Here is a 14,614-nt window from a genome sequence, read left to right as displayed (position 1 = left end):
TGGGGAGGAGGGCCCTCAGGTCATGCGGGAGTGCGGTGCGTCAACCGACGCCTCACGGGGTCGGGCACTCCTCGTAGAAGACCCGCGTACCGGTGCGCACCGGGGTGGTGAACTCGCAGCCGTAGTTCGGGTCGGCGACGACCTCCGGGTCGAGCACCGAGGCGCCGGCCGGCTTCATCCCGTTCTCCACCCAGTCGACGAGGTCGAGGAACTGGGCCGCCGCCTCCTCGGGGGTGTACTCGCAGTGCCCGGCGGCCCGGATCGGCCGCTGGACGAGCAGCTCCGCGTTGCCCTGCGCGGCGACGTCGAGGGCGTAGTACTGCTCCATCGAGAACGGCACGTAGTAGTCGCCGAGGGTGTGCGAGGAGAGCACCGGGACGTCGATGTCACCGGTGATCGCAGGGACCGGGACCGAGAGGTAGGTGCTCCGGGACTTGGGGGCCGGCGCCACCCGCTCGATGCGCTGGTCGAGGGTGCCGCCGTCCTCGAACGTGTGGTCGATCGGGTAGTCGGTGTCGACGTTCGACCAGAGCGCACCCGGCGTCAGACCGTCGAGACCACCGGGCTCGGTGGTCACGACGCCGTAGACGAAGTTCTGGCCCTCCCAGTAGCCGAAGGCCTCGTCGTCACCGGGGCGCTCGCCGCCGGTGATCGCGGTGATGTTGTCGCGGAAGACCTCGCCCTCCTCGGTGAGACCCGAGTACACCGGCGTCGGCGTGGTCGGGGTGCCGAGCGCCGCCTTGAACTGCGGCACGGCCTGCGAGAAGTACTCCGCCTGCGAGGGGAACGGGTAGGCGTCCACCCCGGACAGCGTCTGCGCCAGCAGGTTGTAGTCGAGGAAGAAGTCGTAGAGCTCGTAGTCGCCCATCACGCCGCACATCGGCGCCGCGCCGTCCCACTCGATGCCGCGGTCGCGCTCGAGCAGCGTGCCGATGACGTGCCCGCCCATCGAGACGCCCTGCAGGTAGCGCTGGTCGGCCTTCCCGACCCGCGCGTCGAAGACCTTCGCGAGCCGCTCGGTGGCGAGCGCGCCGGCCTCGATGTCGTACCGGTTCTCGCCGTAGGACGACGCCGCCCAGGCGAAGCCGTTCTCGATGTAGGTGCGCCGCAGGTCGTAGCTCGGGTCGCTGACGTAGACGGTGGTGCCGGTGCCGCGGTAGCCGTGCTCCCAGAAGACGACGTCGCCGTTCCAGTCCATGGGCACCTCGATGCGGTAGGCCGAGCCGCGGTCGATGCCGTAGAGGACCTTGCTGATCGGGTTGCCGGCCTCGTCGGTGAGCGGCACGAACTCGGCGCCCGCCTGCCCGTTCACGTAGTCGAACTGCGGGTCGGCGACGGTCCAGCGCAGGTTGTAGACCCGCTCCTTCGGGGACTGCTGGACCGGCTGCCACTCCGGGTCGGCCGACTGCTGGTCCGCCGGGGCGGCGAGGGCGGGGCCACCGATGGTGAACCCCCCGAGCCCCACTCCCGCGGCGAGCGCGAGCGGGACCAACCGGTTGCGGTGCAGGGACAAGATGCGACTCCTTCGTCGACACTGTGCTGCGCGTCACAGCTGGGCGACTCTGTCTACCTCACGCGTCCGGGGGTCGGAAATCCGGGTCTCGGGATCGAGGCTTTCAGCGCAGCGTGGCGACGATCAGGTGCGGGCCGGGCTCGGCCAGCGCCTGCCGCAACTGGTCGGCCAGCTCCTCCGCCGTCGCCGCCCGGCTCGCCGGCACGCCCATCCCCTGGGCGATCCCGACGAAGTCCAGCCGCGGGCCGCCGAGGTCCAGCAGCGTGCGGGCCCGCTCGCCGTCGTTGGCCGCCCCCACCCGCGAGAGCTCGTGCTCGAGGATCTTGTACGACCCGTTGTCGCAGATGATCGTCGTGATGTCGGCCTGCTCGCGGGCGTAGCTCCACAGCGCCGAGATCGTGTACATCGCGCTGCCGTCGGCCTGGATCCCGATCACCGGCCGGTCCGGGCAGGCCACCGCCGCGCCCAGCGCCATCGGCAGCCCGTCGCCGATCGCACCACCGGTGAGCGCGAGCCAGTCGTGCCGCGGGCCGGCGGAGGTCATCTCGGTGAGCCCGGCACCGGAGGTGAGGGCCTCGTCGACGACGATCGCGTCCTCCGGGAGCAGCGCACCGACGACGGCGGCCATCGTGCGCGGGGTCAGCCGGCCGGTGGGCAGCTCGGGCCGCTCGAACTCGGCGACCTCGGGCTTCGCGTCCGGCGCGACGACGTCGGCCAGCGCCCGCAGCGCGGCGGTGCCGTCCTCCCCGGGGGCGCTGAGCACGTGCACCGTGCAGTCCTCGGGCACCGGGTGGCCGGGCACCCCGGGATAGCCGAAGAAGTGCACCGGCGCGGTCGCGCCGGCCAGCACGAGGTGGCGGGTGCCGGCGAGGGCGGCCATCGCCATCTCCGGCGGGTAGGGCAGCCGGTGCAGGTCGGGCAGCCCCGCGCCGCGCACCGACCGGGCCGGGAAGGTCTCCACCATCAGCCGCACGCCGGTGCCCGCGGCGACCTGGGCGGCGGCCAGCTGGCCCTCCTCCCCCATGACGTCGCCACCGAGGAGGAGCACCACCGGCTCGTCGGCGCGCACGACCGCGGCGACGTCGTCGACCACGGACGGCGCGACCCGCGGGAGCGGCCGCGCCGGGCGCGGCCCGGCGACGGCGGCGCCCTCCTCCCACGAGACGTCGGCGGGGAGGATCAGCGTCGCGATGCCGCCGGTGGCGACCGCGGCCACCGCGTCGACGGCGTCGGCGGCGACGTCGGCGGGTGACAGCGAGCGGCGCACCCACGTGGAGAAGGTGCCGGCGACGGCGTCGATGTCGGACTCCAGCGGCGCGTCGAACCGCTTGTGCGAGCGCGCGTGGTCACCGACGACGTTGAGCATCGGCGCCCGGCCCCGGCGGGCGTTGTGCAGGTTGGCCAGGCCGTTGCCCATGCCCGGGCCCAGGTGCAGCAGCGTCGCGGCGGGCCGGCCGGTCATGCGCGCCCAGCCGTCGGCGGCGCCGGTCGCGACGCCCTCGAAGAGCGTCAGCACGCCGCGCATCTCCGGGACGTCGTCCAGGGCGGCGACGAAGTGCATCTCCGACGTCCCGGGGTTGGCGAAGCAGACGTCGACGCCCGCGTCGACCAGGGTCCGGATCAGTGCCTGTGCGCCGTTCACACCTGCCGACCCTGGCACGCCCTCCGCGCGGCAGCGACCGGAGCCCCCGCCGCGCTCCTGACCTGCGCTTCCGCGGCCTGTGGACAACTCCGGGAGGGGCCCGATCCCGCTGTTACGTTCCGCCGCGTATCCGCTCCCGCCGGTGCCCGGTGCACCCGGACCTCCCGATTGGAACCCACCATGGCGAACGTCAACGTCACCTACCAGCAGATGGAAGACGCCGCCGGCCGGCTCACCAACGGGCGGGCCGAGATCGACGGCATGCTCGCGCAGCTGAAGAGCCTGGTCGACCAGCTCGTCGCCGACGGGTACGTCACCGACGCCTCCAGCCGCAGCTTCTCCGCCTCCTACGACGAGTTCACCACCGGCGCCCGGAACGCCGTCGCCGGCCTCGACGGCATGGCCCAGTACCTGACCCAGGCCGCCGCCGCCTTCCGCGACGCCGACGCCCAGCTGGCCGGAGCGCTCGGCCGCTGACCGCACCGCCTTCTCCGACGGCCGCCCCGCCCCGCGCGAGGCGGCCGTCGCCGTTCCCCGGGCCGGCAGCGGTCAGAGCATGGGGACGGCGACGGTGCGCAGGCCGCCGTCGCCGAGGTGCAGCAGCGCCCGCCCGGGCCGCACCGCCCCGCCGACGGCGCAGCGCGGGACCCGCACGCCGATCAGGTCGCCGTCGGTACTGCCCTGCGGCGAGAGCAGCGCGCCCTGGCGGGCCTTCCTCGCCTCCACCTGCCAGCCCGACAGCCCGGTGCAGAGCGCATCGGCGTGCCCGCCCAGCACCATGCTCCGTCCGGGCACCGCACCCCGCACGACCTCGCGGAACACCTCGGCCGCCGGGCAGTCCCGCAGCACCTCGCCGTCGTCGAGCAGGAGCACCAGCGGCCGGCCGGGCCCGGCGGCGAGCAGCTCCCGCCACCGGTCGGCCGGCGTCGCGGGGTCGACGACGACGTCGAGCACCCCGGGGCGGCCGGCCAGCGCCCGCAGCGGCGAGGCCTTCGGCGCGCAGACGACGACCGGGGTGCCCTGCCGCAGCAGCGACTCGGCCATCACGGCCAGCAGCGTGCTCCGGCCCGAGCGCCCCGGCCCGGCGACCACGAAGGCCGGCCCCCGCTCGACCAGGTCGGGCCCGGTGGCCGCGAGCTCGTCGCCGCCGACGCCGACCAGCGCGAACCCGGCGCCGGCGCCGGCCGGACGGAGGTCCCAGGCGGCCTCGAAGGCCAGGCGCGAGGGCAGCACGTCGACGCGGAACGGGCGGGCCGACCGCGGCACCAGCGCGTCCCGCACGTGCGCCTCCTTCGCGATCGCGGCGAGCGCCGCCGCCTGCCCCTGCCCCGACTCGTCCTCGCCGAGCAGCGCGACCTGCGTCTCCACCGCGCCGTCGACCGTGACCGCCCGGCCCGGCGGCAGCCACTCGGGCACCTGCCGGCCGGGCACGCCGACCATCGGGTAGTCGCCCCGGTCGGCCAGCCGCATGACCAACCGGCCGTCGGTGAGCGACGACAGCCGTCCGGTGCCCAGCGACCGATCACCGGTGATGACCACGGAGATCCCGGCCGAGGCCCCCTCGCGCACCAGGGCGGTGAGGACGTCGGTGAGCCGGCCGCCGTCCACCTCGCCGAGCACCGGGGTGAAGCCCTCCCAGCGGTCGAGCAGCAGCAGGACGTGCGGCAGCCGCTGCTCGGCGGGCACCGAGCGGCGCTGCTCGGCGACGTCGGCGAAGCCGCCCTCGGCCAGCACCTGCTGGCGGCGCTCCAGCTCCCGGGCGAGCCGGTCGAGCAGCCGGGCGGCGCGCTCGGTCTGCGTGCGGGGCACCACCGCGCCGCAGTGCGGCAGGTCGGCCAGCGGCAGCAGCGCGCCGTTGCCGCAGTCGATGGCGTAGAGGTGCGCGTCCGCGGTGGAGCAGCGGGCGCCGAGGGCCCCCGCCAGCGTGCGCAGCAGCTGCGAGCGCCCGCTCTTCGGCGAGCCGACGACCAGCAGGTGCCCGTCGGCCGCGGGGTCGAAGGCGGCCACCCGCCGCTCCTGGCTCGCCGGCAGGTCCTGGAGGCCGTAGGGCAGCCAGGTGGGTGGGGCGCCGGCCGGTGCCGCCAGGTCGGCGGCCGCCACCCGCGTGGGCAGCGCCGGCAGCCACGGGCTGCGCTGCGCGGGCACGCCGTCGGCCTCGGCCGCGGCGCGCACGGCGTCGACCAGCACCGAGAGGTCGGTGACCTCGACGTCGGAGGAGCGGGCCGCGGTCGCCGGTTTCCGCGGCGGCGCGTAGCCGAGCTGGTGCCAGCCCACCGGGACGACGAAGGGCGCGGCCGGGGCGACGGTTCGCTGCCCGGGCCGGCGGCCCCCGATGCGACCGGCCTGGAACGGCACCAGCGCGCCGTGCCCGAGCCGGGCGAACCCCCGGCCCGGCGCCGATTTCGGGAGCCGGGCGGCATCGGGCGCGTCGAGGACGTCGCTGCTGTCGGCGCCGTCGGTGACCCGCAGCGAGATACGCAGGTTGGTGTTGGCGCGGATCTCCGGCGACACCACGCCGCTGGGCCGCTGGGTGGCCAGGAGCAGGTGGATGCCCAGCGACCGCCCCCGCTGCGCGACGTCGACCAGACCGGTCACGAAGTCGGGCAGCTCGCGGGCCAGCGAGGCGAACTCGTCGATCACGATGAGCAGCCGCGGCAGGGGCGGGCGGCCGGGCTCGCGGGCCTGCAGCTCGACGTAGTCCTCGACGTCCTTCACCCCGGCGGCGGCCAGGCGGTGCTCCCGGTGGGTCAGCTCGGCCCGCAGCGAGGTGAGCGCCCGCTGCACGAGGTGGGTGTCCAGGTCGGTGACCATGCCGACGGTGTGCGGCAGGTGCACGCAGTCCTTGAAGGCACTGCCGCCCTTGTAGTCGACGAGCACGAGGTTGAGCGCGTCCGGCCGGTTGGCCACCGCCAGCGAGGCGATGATCGTCTGCAGCAGCTCGGACTTGCCCGCGCCGGTCGTGCCGGCGACCAGCCCGTGCGGCCCGTCGGTGCGCAGGTCGAGGGTGAACGGTCCGTGGAGGCCGGCGCCGGCGACCAGCCGGGTGGTGCGCCCCTCCAGCTGCCAGCGCGCCCGCACGCCGTCGGCGGTGGGCGGCTCGAGGCCCAGCAGGTCGAGCAGCCGCACGCTGCCCGGCAGGACGGCGTCGTCCTCCTCCAGGCTCACGTCGCGCAGCGGGGCCAGCGCCCGGGCCGCCCGCTCGGCGAGCTCCACGGGCACCGGCTCGGCCAGCACCCCCGGCACCCGGTCGTGCCCGCTGCGCCGGACGACCAACCGGGCCTCCTCCGCCGGGTCGAGCACCGCCGTCGCCGTCGCCGCCTCGGGCAGGAAGCGCTCCTCCTCGTCGGCGCAGACGGCGTACACCCCGACCGCCGGTCCGTCCTGCAGCACCTGGGCCAGCCCGGGGGTGGCGCGCAGCGCCCGGAAGCCGTGGACGACGAGCACGTGCGCCGGGAAGGACTCCGGCAGGACCCCACCTCCGGCGCGCGCGGCGCGACGGGCCCTGACCAGCGCCGTCAGCTCCGCGACGCGGGCGGTCACCGTCTCGGCGTCGTTCCCGACGCATGCGACCGGCCCCTCGCCGTCGACCGGCCGGGCGTGCGGCAGCCAGCGCACCCAGCTCCAGCCCGCCCTCCCCCGCTCCGCGAGCAGCGTGAGCCCCAGGTCGCGCGGCGGGTGCGTGACCGCGAGCTGCAGCACGACCCACCGCAGCAGCCCGGCGAGCGGCCCGGCCGGCCCGGCCAGCCCGACGACGCCGGCCTCGCGCAGCGGCACCACGACGGGCACCGCGTGCACCGTGCGCTGCTCCGGCGGCTCGTCGCCGGAGCGATCAGTGACCACCACCCGTGCGGGCAGATCCGCCGCACCCAGGCGCAGGTCGAGGGCGTCGGGGTCGGTGCGGCGCCGCTCCCACAGCCGGCGACCGGGAAGGACGGCGGTGAGCAGCGCGGTCGCCGGGTCGGGGTGGGCATCGCGCCGGCGCGCAGTTTCCTCGGCCACGGCGTGCTCGATCCGCTCCCGCGCCCGGGCGAGCTCCCGCTCGTGCTCCTCCTGTTCGCGGCGCTGCTCGCGCGCGCTCTGCCGCCGGTCGGCCACGGCGTTGCCGATCATCATGACCGGGCTCGCGACGGCGAACACGAGGTACAGCGGCGAGCGCATGACGACGGCGAGCACCACGCCGACCAGCAGCGGCGCCAGCACCATCAGCCAGGGCAGCCGGCGGGGTTCGTGCCCCTTCGGCGCCTGCGGCAGCTGCACGCGCACCTCGCGCGCCGACGGCAGCAGCCGGGGGGCGCGGACGAACGCGCGCGTCCCCGGGCCGGCCGGTTCGACCGCGGCGTCGGCGACCGGGGCCGGCCCGATCACCAGCTGGGTGTCGCCGAGCTGCACCACCTGCCCGGGTGCCACGGGCACGTCGTCGTCCTCGGGCACGGGCTCGCTCTCGAGCGTGGTGCCGTTGGCCGAGCCGAGGTCGCGCAGCGTGGCGCCATCGGCCCCCAGCCGCAGCAGGGCGTGCCGGCGGGACATGGCGCGGTCCGCGAAGCCGGACGCGCCGCTGCGGCCGAGCTCGTGCTCCCCCACCGGCAGCCCGGCGACCAGGCCGCTGTCCGGGCCGCTGAGCACCCGCAGCTGCCAGCCGCGGGCCGGCGTCGCGGCAGCGGAGGGGCCCAGGTGGACGACGGCGCCGTCGACGAGGTCGCTCTCCCCCACCGGCTGCTCGTCGTCCAGCCGGGAGCCGGCGAGCCACACCCCCTCGAAGGGCTTCCCGGCCACGCGGGCCAGCTCCGCGCCGACCCGGCCGACCGGCAGGTCGTCGTCCACGTCGACGACGACGTCGAGCGACGTGCCGTCGTCCTGCGCGATGCTCAGCTGGACCCGCACGCCCGGACGGTAGGCGGACACGCCGGTCCCGGGCCACGGACGCTGTGGAAAACCCCCGGGCGCGGGACACCCGCCCGGGCGGATCAGGTGGCGGTCTGCACCTCGAAGTGGACGAAGGACACCCCGCCGGTGGCGAAGTTGGCGAGGTCCGCGCCGGCGGCCCGGCCCTCGGGCGAGGACAGCGCCTGCCCCATGGCAGCCTCGGAGTCGAAGTCAAGCTCGGCGACGAGGTAGGGCGCCGGCTGGGCCGGGTCCATGGCCTTGCCGTGCCCGAAGGTGACCTGCACCAGGCCGGGCTGCTTCAGCGCCAGCGGGACGTGCGTCTCCCGGTAGTAGGCGTCGAACGCCGCAGGGTCCTCGGGCGTCCCGTAGCTGACCACCAGCCTGTGCACCATCTGATCCGACCTCCGCTCTCCCCGGGCTCCGCCGCCCGGTCCAGGTGCGCAGCCAACCAGCTCGGTGGTGCCCGGCGCGACCTCAGAAGGTGAGCACGAGCCGGCCGCGCACGCCGCCGGCCTCGAGCACCCGGTGGGCCTCGGCCGCCTGCTCGGCCGGGAAGGTGCGCGCCACCCGGAGCGTCAGCGCACCCTCCTCCGCCTGCTGCCGGAGCCGGTCGAGGGCGGCGCGGTCGGTGGCGACCTTGCGCACCATCGTCGGGAAGAAGCGCAGCCCGCGCTCTCCGTTGCCGCGGTAGCCGCGGACGGTCGCGACCGCTCCCCCGTCGCGTACCGCCGCGAGCACCACCTCGTCCTGCACCGAGCCGTCGGCCAGCCCGTGCACGCCCTCCGGGACGTGCTCCCGGATCCGCTCGGCGACGTCGTCCCCGCGGCGGACGACGACGTCGGCGCCGAGCCCGCGCACCAGCTCCTCGTCGGCCTCGGCGGCGTCGGCCACCACGGTGAGCCCGTCCGCCTTCGCCAGCTGGACGACGTAGCCGCCGTAGGCCCCGGCCGCGCCCGTCACCGCCAGGACCTCCCCGGGCCGCAGCCCCATGAGGTCGAGCGAGAGCCGGGCGGTGAGCCCGTTCATCGGCAGCGTCGAGGCCTCCACGGCGGTGGCCCCGGCCGGCGCGCGGACGACGGAGTCGCCGGGCAGCACCTTGTCCTCCCGGTAGGCGCCGTAGGGCCCGAACGGGACGACGATCCCCATCGCCAGGTCGCCCACGGCCAGGTGGTCGACGCCCTCGCCGAGCTCGGTGACGACGCCGGCGACGTCCATGCCGGGAACCCACGGCGGGGTCTTCACCGGGTCACGCTCGGCGTAGGCGCCGCTGCGGGCGTGGGTGTCGGTGGGGCTGACCGCGGCCGCCTGGACCTGCAACCGCACCTGCCCCGGCCCGAGGGGCTCGGGCTCGACGTCGACGATGTGCAGGGCCTCCGGCCCACCGAACTCGGTCACTCCCGCTGCGCGCATGCCTCCCTGCCTACACCCGGGCCCCGGGAAACGCCTCGGCAGGCCCGCGCACCTGGTGGTGTCATGAAGTTCTTGCACTGACGTCAGAATGGTGTCACAGTGACGCCATGGATCTGACGCCGTTCGTCGACCAGCTCCGCCGCGACCTGTTGACCGCGGCCGACGCCGGTGGCGAGGAGGCCCGCGCGCTGGCGGAGCGGCTCACCGCCCCGCTGGAGTCCTCGATCCGGCTGGCACTGCTCAGCGCCCTGTCCCAGGCGGCCGAGGAGCTCACCGGCCAGTTCGCCCCCGGCGCCGTCGACGTCCGGCTCCGCGGCAGCGACCTCGGCTTCGCCATCACCCACCCCCCGGCCGAGCCGCCCGCCGGCCCGGCCACCAACACCGACCCCCCCGAGCCGGCCGGCCCCGCGCCCGCCGACCTGGACGAGGGCAGCACCGTGCGCATCACGCTGCGGCTCCCCGAGCAGCTCAAGGGCCGCGTCGACGAGGCGGCCGCCCGCCTCGGCGTCTCGGTGAACACCTGGCTGGTCCGGGCCGTCGCCACCGCGATGGAGCCCCAGCCGCGCCCGTCCTCCGACGCCCGTCGCGGCCGCCGGTCCCACGGCTCCCAGTACACGGGCTGGGCGCGCTAGCCCCGCCCGCACCTCAGCACCGAGCACCACCGACCCCGGCCGACCGGTCCGGGGGCGATCCCCCCTGCCCCGAGGAGGGCGCAGCCATGCCCACGTTCGACACCCCCGGGCCGATCACGGCCCGCATTCAGGTGGTCCACGGCGCCGTGCAGGTCCGCGCGGACGACCGGTACGACACCACCGTCACCGTCCGCCCGCGGAACGCGGCCAAGCCCGCCGACGTCACCGCCGCCGAGCAGACCGAGGTCACCTTCCGCGACGGCGAGCTGCTCGTCCGGTCCACCAGCCGGCCGCGGTTGCCGTTCTTCGGCTCGGCCCCGGAGATCGAGGTCGACGTCGTGCTGCCCGCCGGATCCTCCCTGGACGTCCGCACCACCGCCGGCGACGTCACCTGCACCGGCCGGCTCGGCGCCGCCGACCTGGAGAGCCGGTACGGCGGCGTCCGCCTCGACCAGGCGAGGAGCCTGCGCGCCCGGAGCGCGAGCGGCAACATCTCGGCCGGTGCCGTCGAGGGCGAGACCGACGCGACCACCGCCTACGGCGACGTCCGGGTGGGCGAGACCGCCGGTCCCGCGCGGCTGGAGACCGGCTACGGCAACGTCACCGTCGAACGCGCGCTGGCATCGCTGACCGGCACGACGAAGTACGGCCAGGTGCGTGTCGGCCGGGCCGTCCGCGGCTCGCTGGTCCTGGAGACCGCCTACGGCGAGGTCGAGGCGGGGGTGCCCGAGGGGACGGCCGCCTGGCTGGACGTCTCCTCCGGCGCGGGCCGCGTACGCAACCTGCTGACCGAGAGCGAGGGGCCGGAGGGTTCGGCGGAGACCGTCGAGATCCACGCCCGCACCTCCTACGGCGACATCCTGATCCGCCGGGCCTGAGAGGACCTGACCATGACCGCCGCCATCTCCGTACGGGGACTGCGCAAGTCCTTCGGCTCCCTGGTCGTCCTCGACGGCCTCGACCTCGCCGTGCCGGAAGGATCGGTCTTCGCCCTGCTCGGCCCCAACGGGGCGGGCAAGACGACCACCGTCGACATCCTGTCCACGCTGACCCCGGCGGACGCCGGGGAGGCGCGCATCGCGGGCCACGACGTGCGGCGCGAGCCCGACGCCGTGCGCGCCTCGATCGCCCTGACCGGCCAGTTCTCGGCCGTCGACAACCTGCTGACCGGCGCGGAGAACCTCCGCCTGATGGCCGACCTGCTCCACCTCGACCGGCGCACCGGCCGGGCCCGCGCCGCGGCCCTGCTCGAGCGCTTCGACCTGGGCGAGGCCGCGTCCACCTCGCCGGTCACCTACTCCGGCGGCATGCGCCGCAAGCTCGACCTGGCCATGGGCCTGATGGGTGATCCGCGCATCGTCTTCTTGGACGAGCCGACCACCGGCCTCGACCCGCGCAGCCGCCGGGCCATGTGGGACGCAGTCCGCGACCTGGTCGCCGACGGCGTGACGATCCTGCTCACCACCCAGTACCTGGACGAGGCGGACGAGCTGGCCGACCGGATCGGCGTCCTGGACGGCGGCCGGCTGGTCGCCGAGGGGACCTCCGACGAGCTCAAGCGCACGGTCCCCGGCGGGCACGTGCGGCTGCAGTTCACCGCGGCCCCCGACCTCGAGGAGGCCGCCCGCGTGCTCGGCGTCCCCGTGGCCGACCGCGCCGCCCTCGCCCTCGAGGTCCCCGGCGACGGCAGCGTCGCCGCCCTCAAGGCGCTGCTCGCCCGGCTCGACGACGCCCGCCTCGACGTGGCCGGCCTGAGCCTGCACACCCCCGATCTGGACGACGTCTTCCTGGCCCTGACCGGCCGGCCCGCCGCAGAAGAGGTGCCTTCGTGACCGCACTGGGACTGACCCTGGACGACTCGGCGACGATGCTCCGCCGCAATCTCAGGCGCGCGCTGCGCTACCCGGGGCTGACCGTGATCGTCGCCGTGATGCCGATCGTCTTCCTGCTGCTGTTCGTCTACGTCTTCGGCGGCACCCTGGGAGCCGGCCTGGGTGCCCCCGCCGGCGGACGGGCGGAGTACCTCTCCTACGTCGTCCCCGGGATCCTCGTGCTCGCGATCACCGGTGGGGCGCAGGGCACGGCGATCGGGATCGCCATGGACATGACGGAGGGGATCATCAGCCGGTTCCGCACCCTGTCGATCGCCCGCGCGGCGGTGCTCACCGGGCACGTGGTCGGCGCGGTGATCCAGACGGTGGTCGGGCTGGCGCTCGTCGTCGCGGTCGCCCTGCTGCTCGGCTACCGGCCGGACGCCGGGCCGCTGGGATGGCTCGGGGCCGTCGCCGTCCTGGCGCTGACCAGCTTCGCGCTCTCCTGGCTGTCGGTGGCGATGGGCATGTACACGAAGTCCGTCGAGGCGGCCAGCAACCTGCCCATGCCACTGATGCTGCTGCCGTTCTTCGGCAGCGGGTTCGTGCCGGTCGAGTCCATGCCGTCTGGGCTGCGCTGGTTCGCCGAGCACCAGCCGTTCACCCCGATCATCGAGACCGTCCGTGGTCTGCTGAACGGGACCGCGATCGGGTCGAGCGGACTGGCGGCTGTGAGCTGGTGCGCCGGCATCGCGCTCGTCGGCTACCTCTGGGCGCGGGCGAACTACGAACGCCGCCCCGCTCGGGCCGGAGGCTGACCGGGCCCGGACAGGACTCCGGGGCAGTAGCGCTCTGCCCACCCCGGCGGGGCAGAGCGCTACCGTCCTCCGGACATGGCTCGGCCCCGCTCCTCGGCGAGGAGCGGGGCCGGTCCGGGCGTTCAGCCCTTCAGCTTGTAGGTCTTGAGCAGACCCCGGCTGATGATCGTCTTCTGGATCTCACTGGTGCCCTCGCCGATGAGCAGGAACGGCGCCTCGCGCATGAGCCGCTCGATCTCGTACTCCTTGGAGTACCCGTAGCCGCCGTGGATGCGGAAGGACTGCGTGGTCACCTCGGCGCAGTACTCGCTGGCGATCAGCTTGGCCATGCCGGCTTCGACGTCGTTGCGCTTGCCGGCGTCCTTGAGGCGGGCGGCGTTGACCATCATCAGGTGCGCGGCCTCGACCTTGGTCGCCATCTCGGCGAGCTGGAAGGCGATCGCCTGGTGCGCGGCGATGGGCTTGCCGAACGTCTCCCGCTGCTGGGCGTAGGCGACGGCGAGCTCGAAGGCGCGGATGGAGATGCCGCAGGCGCGCGCGGCGACGTTGACCCGGCCGACCTCGACGCCGTCCATCATCTGGGCGAAGCCGCGGCCCGGCTCGCCACCGAGGATGTCGGAGGCCTCGGCCCGGTAGCCGTCGAACACCAGCTCGGTGGTGTCGACGCCCTTGTAGCCCATCTTGTCGATCTTGCCGGGGATGGTGAGCCCGGGCTTGACCTGGCCGAACCCGGCCGGCTTCTCGACGAGGAACGTGGTCAGGTTCTGGTGCGCCTTCTCCGCGCCCAGCTCGGTGCGCACGAGCGCCGCGACCAGGGTGGAGCTGCCGCCGTTGGTCAGCCACATCTTCTGGCCGTCGATGACGTAGCCGCCGTCGGCCTGCTCGACCGCCTTGGTGCGGATGCCGGCGACGTCGGAGCCCAGCCCTGGCTCGGACATCGAGAACGCACCGCGCACCTCGCCGGTGGCCATGCGGGGCAGGTAGTGCTCCTTCTGCGCCTGCGTGCCGTGCTGCTTGATCATGTACGCGACGATGAAGTGCGTGTTGATGACGCCGGAGACGCTCATCCACCCGCGGGCGATCTCCTCGACCACCAGCGCGTAGGTGAGCAGCGACTCGCCGAGGCCGCCGTACTCCTCGGGGATCATCAGCCCGAAGATGCCCAGCTCCTTGAGCCCGTCGACGATCTCCTGCGGGTAGACGTCGCCGTGCTCGAGCTCCTGCGCGTGCGGGATGATCTCCTTGTCGACGAAGCTCCTGACCGTCGACAGGATCTCCTGCTGGATGTCGGTCAGGTCGGCGGTCTGGGCCAGTCGCGTCACAGGTTCACTCCTCGGGGGACTCCGGTGTCCGGGCTACCGGCGAGTATGAGGTACCGGGACCGCACCCTCTGCGTGCGCTCGGTCACTCCCGCGCGCAGCGGACGGCATGCCCGGCAGAGGTGCGGTGATCGGACCACCGGCGGCCGGCGCGGGCTAGCGTGCCGCGGGTGACCTCCCGCGACGAGCCGCCGCACGGCGCCGCCCCCGGCTACGGGCCGCCGCCCGGCTACGGACCCCCGCCCGGCTACGGGCAGCCCTACGGCCCACCGCCGGGTTACGGCCCACCGCAGTGGGGCCGGCCGACCAACACGCTGGCCATCCTGGCCCTGGTCATGGCGTTCGTCTTCGCGCCGGCCGGGCTGGTCCTGGGCATCGTGGCCCGCAAGCAGATCCGCCGGACCGGCGAGGACGGGGCCGGGCTGGCGCTGGCCGGGATCATCGTCGGCGGCCTGGTCACCGGCTTCTTCGTGCTGATCATCCTGCTCTGGGTCGTCGCCTTCACGACGCTGAGCAGCACCGGCTTCGGCCCCTGATCGCGCGAGGCATAGGAAGCTTTACCTGCGGATCGCGGGTCGGATCCGC

Annotated in this window: 12 protein-coding genes; 6 read left to right on the top strand and 6 right to left on the bottom strand. The window is 74.8% G+C overall.

The features are described from left to right. Positions 1-52: 52 nt before the first annotated feature. Together BMW62_RS06205 and BMW62_RS06200 are read right to left on the bottom strand one after the other, a co-directional pair. A complete protein-coding gene (locus BMW62_RS06205) occupies positions 53-1,513 on the bottom strand; it encodes an esterase (RefSeq protein ID WP_091929982.1) in 1,461 nt (486 codons plus the stop codon). 103 nt (positions 1,514-1,616) lie between these two features. Continuing rightward, complete coding sequence (locus BMW62_RS06200) at positions 1,617-3,155, bottom strand: acetolactate synthase large subunit (RefSeq protein WP_091929981.1); 1,539 nt, start codon at positions 3,153-3,155, stop codon at positions 1,617-1,619. Between the two features lie 180 nt (positions 3,156-3,335). On the opposite strand from BMW62_RS06200, the gene BMW62_RS06195 reads away from it, so the two are divergent. After that, positions 3,336-3,632, top strand: coding sequence for a WXG100 family type VII secretion target (locus BMW62_RS06195; RefSeq protein ID WP_091929980.1), 297 nt, complete (start codon positions 3,336-3,338; stop codon positions 3,630-3,632). Between the two features lie 72 nt (positions 3,633-3,704). On the opposite strand, the gene BMW62_RS06190 is transcribed toward BMW62_RS06195, so the two are convergent. The 3 genes from BMW62_RS06190 to BMW62_RS06180 form a co-directional block, all read right to left on the bottom strand. Further along, positions 3,705-8,036, bottom strand: coding sequence for an FtsK/SpoIIIE domain-containing protein (locus BMW62_RS06190; RefSeq protein WP_091930092.1), 4,332 nt, complete (start codon positions 8,034-8,036; stop codon positions 3,705-3,707). Between the two features lie 83 nt (positions 8,037-8,119). Then, entirely contained in the window at positions 8,120-8,431 is a 312-nt protein-coding gene (locus BMW62_RS06185; protein WP_091929979.1) for an EthD family reductase, read from the bottom strand. 82 nt (positions 8,432-8,513) lie between these two features. Next, entirely contained in the window at positions 8,514-9,449 is a 936-nt protein-coding gene (locus BMW62_RS06180; RefSeq protein WP_091929978.1) for a quinone oxidoreductase family protein, read from the bottom strand. A gap of 107 nt (positions 9,450-9,556) precedes the next feature. Here BMW62_RS06180 and BMW62_RS06175 point away from each other — a divergent pair, with 107 nt between their 5' ends. The 4 genes from BMW62_RS06175 (at position 9,557) to BMW62_RS06160 (ending at position 12,710) form a co-directional block, all read left to right on the top strand. Further along, entirely contained in the window at positions 9,557-10,081 is a 525-nt protein-coding gene (locus BMW62_RS06175) for a type II toxin-antitoxin system HicB family antitoxin (RefSeq protein ID WP_091929977.1), read from the top strand. 86 nt (positions 10,082-10,167) lie between these two features. Beyond that, positions 10,168-10,959: a DUF4097 family beta strand repeat-containing protein gene (locus BMW62_RS06170; protein ID WP_091929976.1), complete on the top strand. Its 792-nt coding sequence runs from the start codon at positions 10,168-10,170 to the stop codon at positions 10,957-10,959. Positions 10,960-10,971: 12 nt separating this feature from the next. Beyond that, positions 10,972-11,913, top strand: coding sequence for an ATP-binding cassette domain-containing protein (locus BMW62_RS06165; protein ID WP_091929975.1), 942 nt, complete (start codon positions 10,972-10,974; stop codon positions 11,911-11,913). Beyond that, entirely contained in the window at positions 11,910-12,710 is an 801-nt protein-coding gene (locus tag BMW62_RS06160; RefSeq protein ID WP_211435009.1) for an ABC transporter permease, read from the top strand. The genes BMW62_RS06165 and BMW62_RS06160 overlap by 4 nt, the downstream gene beginning before the upstream one ends. Positions 12,711-12,832: 122 nt before the next feature. Here the strand turns inward: BMW62_RS06160 and BMW62_RS06155 are convergent, their stop codons facing one another. Further along, on the bottom strand, positions 12,833-14,032 hold the full coding sequence (locus tag BMW62_RS06155) for an acyl-CoA dehydrogenase family protein (protein WP_091929974.1): 1,200 nt from the start codon (positions 14,030-14,032) through the stop codon (positions 12,833-12,835). A 167-nt stretch (positions 14,033-14,199) separates the two neighbouring features. Here BMW62_RS06155 and BMW62_RS06150 point away from each other — a divergent pair, with 167 nt between their 5' ends. Then, the gene (locus BMW62_RS06150) at positions 14,200-14,565 is read left to right on the top strand and encodes a DUF4190 domain-containing protein (protein ID WP_244523870.1); all 366 of its coding nucleotides are present in this window, start codon (positions 14,200-14,202) and stop codon (positions 14,563-14,565) included. Positions 14,566-14,614: the final 49 nt, after the last annotated feature.

Origin of the sequence: Blastococcus sp. DSM 46786, from assembly GCF_900109665.1 — a bacterium.
Taxonomy (GTDB): Bacteria; Actinomycetota; Actinomycetes; order Mycobacteriales; family Geodermatophilaceae; genus Blastococcus; species Blastococcus carthaginiensis.
This window is presented reverse-complemented; position numbering and strand designations above follow the sequence as displayed.

Excerpts from the sequence above, each read along its gene's own strand:
- BMW62_RS06180 (WP_091929978.1), bottom strand. The coding sequence starts at position 9,449 with ATGCGCGCAGCGGGAGTGACCGAGTTCGGTGGGCCGGAGGCCCTGCAC.
- BMW62_RS06185 (WP_091929979.1), bottom strand. The coding sequence starts at position 8,431 with ATGGTGCACAGGCTGGTGGTCAGCTACGGGACGCCCGAGGACCCTGCG.
- BMW62_RS06165 (WP_091929975.1), top strand. The coding sequence starts at position 10,972 with ATGACCGCCGCCATCTCCGTACGGGGACTGCGCAAGTCCTTCGGCTCC.
- BMW62_RS06175 (WP_091929977.1), top strand. The coding sequence starts at position 9,557 with ATGGATCTGACGCCGTTCGTCGACCAGCTCCGCCGCGACCTGTTGACC.
- BMW62_RS06195 (WP_091929980.1), top strand. The coding sequence starts at position 3,336 with ATGGCGAACGTCAACGTCACCTACCAGCAGATGGAAGACGCCGCCGGC.
- BMW62_RS06170 (WP_091929976.1), top strand. The coding sequence starts at position 10,168 with ATGCCCACGTTCGACACCCCCGGGCCGATCACGGCCCGCATTCAGGTG.